Below are 12,143 nucleotides of genomic sequence, written 5' to 3'. Positions count from 1 at the left end.
TAAAACACAATGGCACATAAAAAAGGCGTAGGTTCTACCAAGAACGGCCGTGATTCCGAGTCCAAGCGTCTGGGCGTAAAGCGCGGCGACGGTCAGTTTGTTCTGGCCGGCAACATCCTGGTTCGTCAGCGCGGCACCCACATCCATCCGGGTGAGGGCGTGGGCATCGGCAGCGATGACACGCTGTTTGCTCTCGTCGATGGCCGCGTTCACTTCGAGCGCATGGGCCGCGACCGCAAGCGCTGCACGGTCAAGCAGTAAAAACCAAGACGGGCGGGTCGGCATGACCTGCCCGTTTCTTTTTGCAACGAGGTAATAAACTATGGCTACCAGCAATTTTATTGATACCGCTACCATCTGGGTGCGCGCCGGCAAGGGCGGCGACGGTGTTGTGACCTTCCACCGCGAAAAATTTGTCGCGGCGGGCGGCCCCGACGGCGGTGACGGCGGCCGCGGCGGCGATGTTGTCTTTGTGGCGGACGATAACCTTTCCACCCTGATGGACTTCCGCTACAAGCGCAAGTACGCCGCCCAGGACGGCGAAAACGGCCGTGCCAAGCGCCAGTCCGGTGCCGACGGTGACGATCTTGTCATCCGCGTGCCCCGCGGCACGGTGCTGAAAGAGGCTGACTCCGGGCTGGTGGTGGCAGACCTTTCCGGCAGCGAGCCGGTCGTCATTGCCAAGGGCGGCCGCGGCGGCTGGGGCAACAGCCACTTTGCCACCCCCACCCGCCAGATCCCCAAGTTCGCCAAGCCCGGCCTGCCCGGCGAGGAATTTCAGCTTAAAATGGAGCTGAAGGTCATCGCGGACGTGGGGCTGATCGGCTTCCCCAACGTGGGCAAATCTACGCTGATCAGCATGATCAGCGCCGCCAAGCCCAAAATCGCCAACTACCACTTCACCACCCTGACCCCCGTGCTGGGCGTGGTGCGCGTCGGCCCCGAACAGAGCTTTGTCTGCGCCGACATCCCCGGTCTGATCGAAGGCGCCGCCGAGGGCGTGGGTCTGGGTCATGCCTTCCTGCGCCACGTCGAGCGCTGCCGCCTGCTGCTTCACGTTGTGGATGTTTCCGGCTGCGAGGGGCGCGACCCCAAGCAGGACTTTGAGCAGATCAACCACGAGCTGGTCGGCTTCAGCGCCGAACTGGCCGAGCGCCCGCAGATCGTGCTGGGCAACAAGTGCGACATCGCCACTGAGGAGCAGATCGCAGACTTCAAAGCGTATGTCGAGGAAAAGGGCTACACCTTTATGCCCATCTCCGCCGCGACGCGGCAGGGCATCGACAAGCTGCCCGCCATCGTCTACAACCGTCTGAAGGAGCTGCCCCCCGTCAAGGTCTACGAGGCCGAGTACAAGCGCCCCGACAAATCCGCCGAGGGTCAGCGTCCCTTCACCGTCACCCGCATGGGCGACCACGACTTTGCCGTCGACGCCCCCTGGCTGGAACGCATCCTGGCCGGCACCAACGTCGAGGACTACGAGAGCCTGCAATACTTCCAGACCCAGCTGGGCGATTCCGGCATTCTGGACGAGCTGGTCGCGCAGGGCGTCGAGGAGGAAGATACCATCCACATCGGCGAGTACGAGTTCGACTACCTGTACTAAGCACAGGGGGCCGCTATGCTGTTTGAAACAAAACCTGAGGTGGATATCCACGAGATGTCGCCCGTGGCGCTGGCCTTTGTGGGTGATGCCGTGCTGGAACTGCTGGTGCGCGCCCGTCTGGTGGGCAGCACCCGCCTGCAGCCCAACCGCCTGCACACCGTCGCCACCCACTATGTAAGCGCCCATGCGCAGTGCCGCGAGCTGGAAATTCTCGAGCCGCTTTTGACCGAGGCCGAGGCCAACGTTTTGCGCCGCGGCAAAAATGCCAGCAAGGCCAGCGTCGCCAAGCACGCCACCGTGCAGGAATACCGCGCCTCCACCGGGCTGGAATGTCTGTTGGGCTGGCTGTACCTGCGGGGCGAAAACGACCGCATCCAGCAACTTTTTGACGCTGTATGGGCAGAATATGAGCCGGAACGGAAATAACCGCCCCGGCTGATATCATCACTTGCTGCTGTTTTTGCTGCCCGCCGAGTTGGTGGTGTTTGCCGTGCGGCGGGGTGCTTTCTGGGTGTTTTGGTTCTTTTTGGCATCGGTCGTGCTGTTGGAGGTGCGGCTGTTTTCGGTCTGGTTCTTCGCCATGGGTCAAAACTCCTTTCGCAAGTTTATACTGTGCGGCTGCTGTTTGCGGCCGCACAGTTAGTTTGCCCGTAAGGATTCTATTTATGCAAGGAGCCGTTATGCAGTTTCCACAGGATTTCACCGCGCGGGAACGTGCCCTGCTGGGGCCGCGCTTTGACGAAGTATACACCTACGCCACCGCCGCCCCCGCGCGCGGCGTCACGGTCAACGGGCTGCGCTGCACGCCGCAGCAGTTTGCGCAAAGCGTGGATTTTGACGCTGTGCCGTCGGTATTTTGCCCCACGGCGTTCACCGTTTCGGCAGAGCTTCGCCCCGGCCGCCACGCCTGGCACCATGCGGGTGTTTTCTATGCCCAGGAACCGAGTGCCGCCGCCCCCGCCGCGCTGCTGGACGTGCAGCCCGGTATGCGGGTGGCCGACCTCTGCGCCGCACCGGGGGGCAAAACCAGCCAGCTCGCCGCCGCCTTGCAGGGGCAGGGGGTGCTGCTGGCCAACGAATACGCCGCCCCCCGCGCCGAAATTCTGCGCCAGAATCTCGAGCGCATGGGCGTGGCCAACGCCGTCATCACCAACGAGGACACCGCCCGGCTGGCAGCCGCCATGCCGGGGCAGTTCGACCGCGTGCTGGTGGACGCGCCCTGTTCGGGGGAGGGGATGTTCCGCAAGGAGCCTGCCGCCGCCGGGCAGCACAACAACGCCCTGGTCGAGCACTGCGCGGCGCTGGGCGCGGAAATTCTGGAAAACGCAGCCGCGCTGCTGGCACCGGGCGGGGTGCTGGTGTTTTCAACCTGCACCTTCGCCCCGCAGGAGGACGAGGGGCAGATCGCAAATTTCTTAGTCCGCCACCCGGAATTTGCCCTGTGCGACCTCTCGGATTGCGGTTTTGGCCGCCCCGGTGAGGCCAACCGCGCCCCGGCAGGCTTTGCCGCCGGGCGCTGCCGCCGCATCTGGCCCGCCGACGGGGGCGAGGGACATTTTATGGCAAAGCTGCAAAAATCTGCCGATGCCCCGAGCGCCGATGCGCCGCGCGTAAAACCCGCCAAGTCGGCAAAGCCGAGCGCCGAATGGCTGGCGTTCGCCAAGGAATACTTTCCGTTTTTGGCGGATGCCCCGCTGACCGCGGCAGGGGACAGGCTGATCCTGCCCCCGGCAGACGCGGCGGCGCTCAACACCGCCAAGCTGCACCTGCTGCGATGCGGTGTGCCGCTGGGCAGCGTGCTGAAAAAGCGCTTTCAGCCCGAACACGCGCTGTTTATGGCCTACGGCAGCCGCTGCGCCAACACCGAGCGGCTCACCCTTGCCGACCCGCGCACCGCTGCTTGGCTGCGGGGCGAGGAAATCGACGCCGCCACCGCCCAAAACGGTTGGTGCGCCGTGCTGGTGGACGGCTACCCTGTGGGCTGCGGCAAGGTCAGCGGGGGCAGGGTCAAAAACCACTACCCCAAGGGGCTGCGCAACCTGCAATAAAGGGCTTGAAAACTACGCTGAAGTGTGGTATAATAGTTTACTGGAAATTGTCGGCCTGCCCACGGCGGGTCGGTGGAATACAAACTAGGGGGATTTTTCCAATGTCCGGACATAGCAAATGGAATAATATCAAGCGTAAAAAAGAAAAAACCGACGGCGCCCGCGCCAAGGTCTTTACCAAGATCGGCCGCGAGATCGCCGTTGCCGTTAAGGAGGGCGGTGCCAACCCCGCCGCCAACTCCAAGCTGGCAGCCCTGATCGCCAAGGCTAAGGCCAACAGTGTGCCGAACGACAACATTCAGCGCATCATCAAGCGCGCCGAGGGCGGCGACAAGACCGAGTACGAAGCCATTACCTACGAGGGTTACGGCCCCGGCGGCGTGGCCGTCATGGTCGAGACCCTGACCGACAACCGCAACCGTACTGCGGCCAATATGCGCCACTACTTTGACAAGTTCGGCGGCAACCTGGGCCAGATGGGCTGTGTCGGCTTTATGTTCACCCAGAAGGGCGTGATCGTCGTGGACCTTGAGGACAAGGACCCCGATGAGCTGATGATGGACGCGCTGGACGCCGGTGCCGATGACTTTGATGCCGGCGAGGATGCCGCTGAGGTCACCACCTCTCCCGACGCCTTCACCGATGTCTGCAACGCGCTGGAAGCCAAGGGCTACACCTTTATTTCTGCCGACGTTGCACAGGTTCCCAGCACTACCACCACCCTGACCGACCCCGATCAGCTGGTGCAGATGGGCAAGCTGCTGGACGCTCTGGACGACGACGACGACGTGCAGAACGCTTGGCATACCCTGGAGAACGAGGAAGACCTCGACCGCTGATTTTCACGCAGCTGCGTTATACATGCAAGAGAAGATAGAACAGAAAAGAGTACCCGTAGCATCTCTTTTGTGGAAATATCTTCTCTTTTTTGTTATCCTACAAGGCCAAAGGAGTGTTTCGCCATGCCCCAAAATCTCTGTCCCCACTGCCTGCGGGTGCTGCCGGGCGGCTTCCACGGAACCTGCCCCCACTGTGACCGTTCGCTGGAAAACAAAAACCCCGAGGGCGCGCTGCCGCTGGGTACGCAGCTGGTGGGCGGCAAATACACGGTGGGCAGCTATATCAGCGCCGACGGTGACGGCCTGACCTATCGCGCGGTGCTCAACGAGGAAAAGCGCTTTGTCCTGATCAAGGAATATTTCCCCGTGACCCTGTGCAACGGCCGCAGCCCCGAAGGCGCGCTGATGCCCAAGGAGGGCAGGGAAGTGCTGTTCAAGACCAGCCGCATGGACTTCAAGGACCTGTATGATGACCTGCACGAGCTGACCCCGGCCACGGGACTTTCCACCATTTTGGACGTCTGGGAGGAAAACAACACCGTCTACGCCGTGGAGGAAACCGAAAAAGGCATGACGCTGACCCACTACCTGACCCTGCGCAGCCGCACACTGACCCCCGCCGAGGCCCGCACCCTGCTGCAGCCGGTCATGGAGGGCGTGGCACTGCTGCACACATCGGGGCTGATCCACCGCGGCATCTGCCCGGACAACATCCTGCTGCCCATCGACGGTGCCGCCCGCCTGACGGGCTACGGTACGCTGGCGCTGCGCACGGGGGAGAGCGAGCTGAAAACACAGCTCTACCCCGGCTATGCCGCGCCGGAGCAGTATTCGGCGGCAGAGTTCAGCGGGCGGTACACCGATGTGTACGCGCTGGGCGCCGTCTGCTACAAGATGGTCACGGGGCAGACCCCTGTGGCTGCGCCCCAGCGCAAGGTGCGCGACAGTCTGGAATCCGCCCACAGCCTGGAGGCGGGCGTGCCGACCTGGTTTTCGCAGGTGCTGGGCTGTGCGCTGCGGCTGGACCCCGCCCGCCGTATGCAGACCGTGCCGGAGCTGATGAGCGCCCTGACCGACCCCAACGTGGCCAACGCCATGTTTGAGCGCGGCGAAAACCAGATCAGCACCCGCAAAATTATGGCGGTGTCGCTGGTGGTCATTGCGGTGCTGACGATTTTGCTGGTGTGGAGCTTTGCACGCCGCCGCGACGATGCCCCCACACCGGTGACCACCCCGCCGCCCGCAGTATCGCAGAACAGCGACGACAGCGGCGAGATTCAGACCGTGCCGAACCTTGTGGGCAAAAATTACGCCGACGAGGTCAAGGACAGCGACCTGTACACGGGCTATCGCATTGTCCTGACCGAGCAGAACTCCTCCGATGTGGCGGCGGGTGTTATCATCAGCCAGGACCCGCTGGCGGGCACGCTGAAAACCGAATCCAACCAGATTCTGCAAATCGTCGTCAGCAAAGGCCCCAACCTGGTGGAAATGCCGGACATCATCGGCTATACCCAGGCCAACGCCTGCAAAAAGCTGGACGCGCTGGACATTCAATACAAGATGACCATTGTGGAAAACGACGGCACTATGGCCGCGGGCTGCGTGGCCGACACCGACGTCAAGGTAGGTACACGGTTCAACGCGGGCAAGGTCGTGGTCATTGTCAGCATTGCGGGCGAACGCGATGATTCGCTGGTGGCCTCCGCCGCTGCCGCGCCGGAAAGCGAAAGCACCGAATCCACGCAGGAGACAGAGTCTGCGTCGGAATCGGCGTCGGAATAAAGCAGCTGCCGCGCCGAACAAATACAACAAAAAAGGAAGTTGTCCTTGCGGACAACTTCCTTTTTTTGAGCATTTTTTGATGCAACGTGCGAATTAGTCGCTGACGTAGGGCATCAGAGCCATATAACGGGCACGCTTGATGGCAACCGTCAGCTCACGCTGATGGAAAGCGCAGGTACCGGTCACACGGCGGGGAATGATCTTAGCGCGCTCGCTGACGTATTTACGCAGACGGGGCAGATCCTTGTAGTCGATATGCTCAACGCGATCAACGCAGAAGCTGCAAACCTTCTTGCGGCCGCGATGCATCGGACGGGAAGAACGATCCATAGCCATTGTGGTAACCTCCTTTTAGAGTTGTACGTTTGATTTTTTAAGTCAGAAGGGCAGGTCGCCTTCGTCCTCGATCAACGCAAAGTCGTCATTGCTGCCGGCAGAATAGCTGGCGGCGGACGGCTGCTGCATGGCGGGACGGGCAGCGGGCTCTGCCATGGGTGCGCCGTAACCGGCATCACCCATCGGTGCGGCGTTCATGGATTTGGGACCGACAAAATTGACGTTGTTGGCTACGATTTCAATCGCAGTGCGGTTATTTCCACTCTTGTCCTGGTAGGAACGGCTCTGCAGACGGCCGTCAACGGCGATCATGGAGCCTTTCTGGAAATACTTGCAGACAAATTCAGCGGTCTGATTCCACGCCACGACGTCGAACCAGTCGGCCACGCTCTGGCCGTTGGCATCACGACGTCCGCGGTCACAGGCGATGCGCATAGAAGCGACGCTCTTGCCGGTAGTGGTCTGACGCAGCTGGGGGTCCGCGCCAAGGCGGCCCACAATAGCAACAACATTCAGCATTTTGTTACTCCTTACTCCTCAACAGCAATGGTCATGCTGCGAAGAACGCCTTCAGTGATCTTGAAAACACGATCCAGCTCAGCCGGGAAATCGGGGTTGCTGGTAAAGCGGATCACCGTGTACACACCCTCGGTCTCATCGTTGATGGGATAAGCAAGACGCTTCTTGCCCCAATCATCAACAGAATCAATCGTACCGTTTGCTGCGATCAGGTTCTTGAACTTGTTCACGAGAGCAGTAGCAGCTTCCTCGTCGACAGCAGCGGTGGTAACCATCATGGTTTCGTACTTAGCCATATTCTGTGCACCTCCTTTTGGACGTATGGCCTTTCTGCAAGAGAAAGGCAAGGATAAACTGTGCCGTTCAGCACAGCAACTAATTATAGCAAATACCGGGGACTTTGTCAAGCGCAAAACCGCACATTCTCGCGGGATTTTTCCTTACCGCGCGTTATTTTTGTAAATGCGCACACACACGGCGTAGCTTGCCGCATACAGCGCCAGCACGGCGGCAAAAATCAGCACCACCCAAAGCCAGACCTGCTGCTCGCTGACGGCATTCAGCGCAGCGACGGTGTCGTGCATAAAGCCCGCGGGCAGGCATCGCATCAGCAGAAATGCCAGAACAAACAAAGCAAGAAACGCCGTACCCACAAAGCTGCGCGCCCGCGCCCCGCCGAATTTGTAGGAGATGGGCATGGTAAGGCTGCTGGCCAGCAGCGACACCGTGCCACTGCCCCAAATGCAGGAAAGCTGCTCCGGCAGGGGAACGGCAGCGGCATCCCATGCAAAATCGGCGCTCAGCGGCAGCAGCGCCGCCAGCAGCAGGGCGCACACCGCCGCCGCCAGCATAAACACAAGGTTCAGCAGGTACTTGGTCGCCACAATCTGCTCTGCCGAAACCGGCAGCGTGCGGGCGTAGCTGTCCCACTGTGCCTGCTCGTCAAAGCTGATGGTTGACGAAACGTACACCCCCGCCAGAAAAACCAGCGCGTAGGCGACAAAAATCTGCCGTGTAAGAAGAATGATGGCTGCGTACAGCAGCAGAATCGTCAGAATATTGCGGCTGTAGCTGTTGTGCAAAAGCTGAAAATCTTTATAAAGCAAGCCCCTCATTGGTCGTCCCTCCCACTGGTAAAGCGCATAATATCGTCAATTCCGGCGGGGTCGCAGACGGCGTCCGGCAGGGCGGCGTGTGCGGCGGCGCGGCTCTTGACCAGCGTTTCGCAGCCGTAAGCCCCCTGCTTTGTGTATACGGCGCAGCCTGCCGGCAGGCGCGCTAAGTCACCTTGGGCGCAGCGCAGCAGACCGTACTGCTGCAGCAACTCGTCCTTGTCCTCACAGAACAGCAGCCTGCCGCGGTGCAGGTAGGCGATGCGGTCGGCGATCTGCTCCAAATCCGTGGTGATGTGGCTGCTCAGCAGCACGGTGCGGCGCTCGTCCTGAATGTAATCCAGCAGCAGGTCCAGCAGCTGGCCGCGCACCACGGGGTCCAGCCCGGAGGTTGCCTCGTCCAGCACCAGCAGCTCGGGGTCGTGCGCCAGCGCCGCCGCAAGGCTCAGTTTCATCCGCATACCACGGCTGTATTCCTTGATGGGCTTGCTGCCGTCAAGGGAAAAATTGTGCAGGTAGGCGTTGAATTTTTCGTCGCTCCAGCGTGCGCCGAACACGCCGCGCAGACATTTGCCCACCTGCCCGGCGGTGAAGCAGTCGGGGAAAAAGGCGTCCTCAAACACGGCGCCGATGCGCGCCCGCGCCGCCGCGTCGGCGGGGGAAGTGTCCCACAGGGCGATTTGCCCGGCATCGGGGCGCAGCGCGCCGCACAGCATTTTCAGCAGGGTGGTCTTGCCCGCGCCGTTCTCGCCCACCAGCCCCACGATCATCCCGGCGGGCAGCTCCCAGTCCACGGGACCCAAAGTAAACGATGTATAGTGTTTTTCTATGCCCTGCAGCTTAGCAGTATCCGGCATAACTCAACCCTCCCACAAAAGGCGAAGCGTTTCGCACGCTTCCTCGCAGGAAATACCGCCCAGCCGCGCCGCGTCCACGGCGTTTTGCAGGCAGCTTTCCATTTTTTTCAGATGTTCCTCGCGCAGCAGGGCGGGGTTTTGGGCAGCCACAAAGCTGCCGCGCCCCGCCTGCGTCACAATGAACCCGTCAGCCTCCAGCTCCTCATAGGCGCGCTTGGTCGTGATGACGCTGATGCGCAGCTCCTTGGCAAGCAGCCGGATGCTGGGCAGCGGCTCCCCCGCGCGCAGCTGCCCGGACAAAATCTGCTGCTTGATTTGCCGGGTGATCTGCGCGTAGATCGGCTCCTGCCCTGCGTTGGACAGATAAATTTCCATAAAAATGACTCCTTAGGCTCGAACTGTACACATTCGATATATACAGTATATACACAGTATACACAGTTGTCAAGAGGGCAGCGCAAAAAAAGCGGCTGCCTTTGCGGCAGCCGCCTGTACAATCATAGATCAGAGATAAAGGGATGATAAATAGGCAGGGTCAGGCGTTAGCCAGTGCGGTGCCAAGGGCAGCGCAGGCGGCTTCGGCATCGCCATCGGGGGAGCCGTTCGCCATGACAGGCTCAACCACCAGACGCGCCCCGGCGCTCTCAGCGTCCTCTGCCCAAATGCGGATCCACTCGCCGTCGCCCCAGCCGTAGGAACCGAACAGCCCCAAGGGCTTGCCGCTCAGGGCGCTGCGCAGCTCCTGATACATCGGCTCGAACTCGGTTTCTTCCAGCTGCTCGGCACCCATGGCGGGGCAGCCCAGCGCAAAGCCGGTGTAATCGGCGGCAGAGGAAACATTAAACTCGGCAGCGGTGAATTTATCTGCCGCAGCCCCTGCGTCGGCGGCAGCGGCGGCAACCAGATCTGCCATGGCCTCGGTGTTGCCGGTGCCGCTCCAATAAATAACAGCGATTTTTTTCATAAGAAACTCCTTTGGTAGATGGTATAGTGTGTGTTGTCGGGCAAAGAAAAATGCGCCGATGGTTAGCATATGCTAACCTACGATTCCATAAAACCGCCCGGCACAGGAGGCACTCGTGCAGGGCGGCTTATGGAAAACGGAGGAAGTTGGATAGGTTAGTCATAACTAACAAAGATACTATAGCATAAGGGAAACCGCTTGTCAAGGGGAGAAAAGTTTTTTCACAAACTCAATGGGAATATTGCAAACTTTCGGTAGACTTGTAGGGAACGGTCTTGACCGTTCCGTGCTGCCTTGCCAAAAGCACGACGTAACGAGAAAACCGCGCGCCATTCGGCGCGATTTTATGCGCTGCGCGCGGCCAGATGTGCGGATGGGTCACTGCGCCCGCAGGCGCGTTTCGGAGCGCAACCGCCGCACAGCGGCGGCTCTTAGCGCGGAGATAGACCCATCCCTACAAATCTTCCGGAAACAGACTTTTTCTACAAGCTGGGGAATGTATATATGTGTTCCGTGCGGTTTTGCCCGTAAAAGGTTTTTTACAAACCAAAAGCGGCTGCCCTAAGGGCAGCCGCCTGTAAACGCAAAAAACACCGTTATTTTGTAAAATTGGGGTTCCACGTCGGCATGTCGGGGAAAACCTCCTTCGCGCTGAACAGCGTGCCGTCGCGGTACATCTCAAAGTGGCAGTGGCTGCCGAAGGAATACCCCGTGCTGCCCACATAGCCGATCAGCTGCCCCTGCTCGACGGTGTCGCCCTTTTGCACAACATAGTTGGTCATGTGCGCATACAGCGTCTTGTAGCCGTTGCCATGGTCAATGACCACATAGTTGCCCCAGCTCTGGGGGTGGTGGTGGTACTCGGCCGTAATGACGGTGCCCGCGTCGGAGGCATAAATTGGCGTGCCGGAGGGGGCGGCAATGTCCACGCCTTGGTGGTAGCCGCGGCTGCCGCGGTTCAGGTTGGCCCAGCGGCTGATATGGCGGTAGTTGGGCACGGGCCAGATAAAGGTGCCGGTGCCCAGCTTGCCGATCATGCCGTTTTCCAGGCGGGTGCCCTCGTGGATGATTTCCGTTATGGGGCTGCTGATGGGCGCAATGCCCACGATCTGCATGTCGGTGGTCTCGCCGTTGACGGTCGTCGTCTCGTAGGTGACGTACTGATAGCCGGGCTGCCCCTCCTGCACGACGACCTGCTGCCCAAAGGACAGGTTGTCATCGGGCACGGCCTGTGTCTCGTAGGCGATGGGCTGGGTGTAGGTGTCGCGGGTCACGACCTTGGTCTGCAGGGTGTCTGCGGCGGCCGAAAGCCCCGCCAGCACCTCCTTGTAGCCGGAAACCGAGGCGGTCAGGTAGATGCCGTCCACCAGCTGCAGGTTATGTACAAAGCCCACGGTGCCGCCGTCGGGCACACGCCAGGCGGACTTGATGTTGTCCAGATAACTGCGCAGATGGTCGCCCTCGGTGGTGACGTAAAGCAACTCGTCGTCCACATAGACGGCGGTGGCCTGGGTGATCTCGCCGCCGCCCGCGGTCAGAATGGCGTCGGTGATCTCCTTTTCGGTCATGACGCGGCTGCCTGGCGGGGCGATGGTCAGCGTAAAGCCCGGCTCAATGTCCCATTCGGGCGTGGGCTGACCCGCCGCCTGCAGCAGTGCGCGCGCCGCCTTGACACGGGCCAGCACGTCGCTGTGGGCGGCATCAAATTCCTGCTCGCTGGCTACAAGGCCGACCTCCTGCCCGCCGACGGTGACTTGCAGGACAAAAGGCAGTGTCAGCACTATGCGCACAAAAAAGGCAAACAGCAGGGTCAGGGCGGTCAGGATCACCAGCCGCAGCAGACGCAGGGGGGAGGTCAGGCTCAGGCGCAGACCGATCAGCCCCTGCACCAGCGGGCGCAGCACGACCAGCAAAAGGTTTTCCAGCGAGTCGGCGGTGTAGTGCAGCGCAGCGGTCAGGCTGCGGTGCAAACGGACGAGATGATACTCGACCTGAAAGCCGATATCATACAAAAGCTGCCCTAAGGTAAGCCGACGGGCAGCGCGGGATTTTTTGGCTGCAGTGGATGTCATAGAAA

The 12,143-nt window shown here is 60.8% G+C and carries 15 protein-coding genes; 6 read left to right on the top strand and 9 right to left on the bottom strand.

Annotated features, from left to right (window positions below):
* The first annotated feature begins 9 nt into the window (after window positions 1–9).
* The 3 genes from rpmA to Q0I19_RS09025 all read left to right on the top strand — a co-directional run bounded on the left by rpmA (window position 10) and on the right by Q0I19_RS09025 (window position 2,032).
* Complete coding sequence (gene rpmA, locus Q0I19_RS09035; RefSeq protein ID WP_007047068.1) at window positions 10–261, top strand: 50S ribosomal protein L27; 252 nt, start codon at window positions 10–12, stop codon at window positions 259–261.
* A 61-nt stretch (window positions 262–322) separates the two neighbouring features.
* The gene (obgE, locus tag Q0I19_RS09030) at window positions 323–1,606 is read left to right on the top strand and encodes a GTPase ObgE (RefSeq protein WP_294759645.1); all 1,284 of its coding nucleotides are present in this window, start codon (window positions 323–325) and stop codon (window positions 1,604–1,606) included.
* Window positions 1,607–1,621: 15 nt separating this feature from the next.
* Window positions 1,622–2,032, top strand: coding sequence for a ribonuclease III domain-containing protein (locus Q0I19_RS09025; protein WP_294759644.1), 411 nt, complete (start codon window positions 1,622–1,624; stop codon window positions 2,030–2,032).
* Window positions 2,033–2,050: 18 nt separating this feature from the next.
* On the opposite strand, the gene Q0I19_RS09020 is transcribed toward Q0I19_RS09025, so the two are convergent.
* Entirely contained in the window at window positions 2,051–2,188 is a 138-nt protein-coding gene (locus tag Q0I19_RS09020) for a hypothetical protein (protein WP_294759643.1), read from the bottom strand.
* 98 nt (window positions 2,189–2,286) lie between these two features.
* On the opposite strand from Q0I19_RS09020, the gene Q0I19_RS09015 reads away from it, so the two are divergent.
* The 3 genes from Q0I19_RS09015 (at window position 2,287) to Q0I19_RS09005 (ending at window position 6,278) form a co-directional block, all read left to right on the top strand.
* Window positions 2,287–3,654 carry an RsmB/NOP family class I SAM-dependent RNA methyltransferase gene (locus tag Q0I19_RS09015; RefSeq protein ID WP_294759642.1) on the top strand — a complete coding sequence of 456 codons (1,368 nt, stop codon included), beginning with the start codon at window positions 2,287–2,289 and terminating at the stop codon, window positions 3,652–3,654.
* A gap of 101 nt (window positions 3,655–3,755) precedes the next feature.
* Window positions 3,756–4,493, top strand: a complete 738-nt coding sequence (locus tag Q0I19_RS09010; protein ID WP_294759641.1) for a YebC/PmpR family DNA-binding transcriptional regulator — start codon at window positions 3,756–3,758, stop codon at window positions 4,491–4,493.
* Window positions 4,494–4,616: 123 nt separating this feature from the next.
* Window positions 4,617–6,278, top strand: a complete 1,662-nt coding sequence (locus Q0I19_RS09005) for a PASTA domain-containing protein (RefSeq protein ID WP_294759640.1) — start codon at window positions 4,617–4,619, stop codon at window positions 6,276–6,278.
* Window positions 6,279–6,371: 93 nt separating this feature from the next.
* Here the strand turns inward: Q0I19_RS09005 and rpsR are convergent, their stop codons facing one another.
* The 8 genes from rpsR to Q0I19_RS08965 form a co-directional block, all read right to left on the bottom strand.
* A complete protein-coding gene (gene rpsR / locus Q0I19_RS09000) occupies window positions 6,372–6,614 on the bottom strand; it encodes a 30S ribosomal protein S18 (RefSeq protein ID WP_040917474.1) in 243 nt (80 codons plus the stop codon).
* 42 nt (window positions 6,615–6,656) lie between these two features.
* Complete coding sequence (locus tag Q0I19_RS08995; protein ID WP_294759639.1) at window positions 6,657–7,133, bottom strand: single-stranded DNA-binding protein; 477 nt, start codon at window positions 7,131–7,133, stop codon at window positions 6,657–6,659.
* Window positions 7,134–7,144: 11 nt separating this feature from the next.
* Window positions 7,145–7,429 carry a 30S ribosomal protein S6 gene (gene rpsF, locus Q0I19_RS08990; RefSeq protein ID WP_294759638.1) on the bottom strand — a complete coding sequence of 95 codons (285 nt, stop codon included), beginning with the start codon at window positions 7,427–7,429 and terminating at the stop codon, window positions 7,145–7,147.
* A gap of 144 nt (window positions 7,430–7,573) precedes the next feature.
* Window positions 7,574–8,248, bottom strand: a complete 675-nt coding sequence (locus tag Q0I19_RS08985; RefSeq protein ID WP_294759637.1) for an ABC-2 transporter permease — start codon at window positions 8,246–8,248, stop codon at window positions 7,574–7,576.
* Window positions 8,245–9,102, bottom strand: coding sequence for an ABC transporter ATP-binding protein (locus Q0I19_RS08980; protein ID WP_294759635.1), 858 nt, complete (start codon window positions 9,100–9,102; stop codon window positions 8,245–8,247). Before Q0I19_RS08980 ends, Q0I19_RS08985 begins: the two co-directional genes overlap by 4 nt.
* A 3-nt stretch (window positions 9,103–9,105) precedes the next feature.
* Complete coding sequence (locus Q0I19_RS08975; RefSeq protein WP_294759633.1) at window positions 9,106–9,477, bottom strand: GntR family transcriptional regulator; 372 nt, start codon at window positions 9,475–9,477, stop codon at window positions 9,106–9,108.
* Between the two features lie 160 nt (window positions 9,478–9,637).
* Window positions 9,638–10,066 carry a flavodoxin gene (locus Q0I19_RS08970; RefSeq protein ID WP_294759632.1) on the bottom strand — a complete coding sequence of 143 codons (429 nt, stop codon included), beginning with the start codon at window positions 10,064–10,066 and terminating at the stop codon, window positions 9,638–9,640.
* 596 nt (window positions 10,067–10,662) lie between these two features.
* Window positions 10,663–12,138, bottom strand: a complete 1,476-nt coding sequence (locus Q0I19_RS08965; RefSeq protein ID WP_294759631.1) for a peptidoglycan DD-metalloendopeptidase family protein — start codon at window positions 12,136–12,138, stop codon at window positions 10,663–10,665.
* Between the last annotated feature and the right edge of the window lie 5 nt (window positions 12,139–12,143).

This window comes from uncultured Gemmiger sp. (assembly GCF_934561205.1).
GTDB lineage: Bacteria > Bacillota > Clostridia > Oscillospirales > Ruminococcaceae > Gemmiger.
This window is presented reverse-complemented; position numbering and strand designations above follow the sequence as displayed.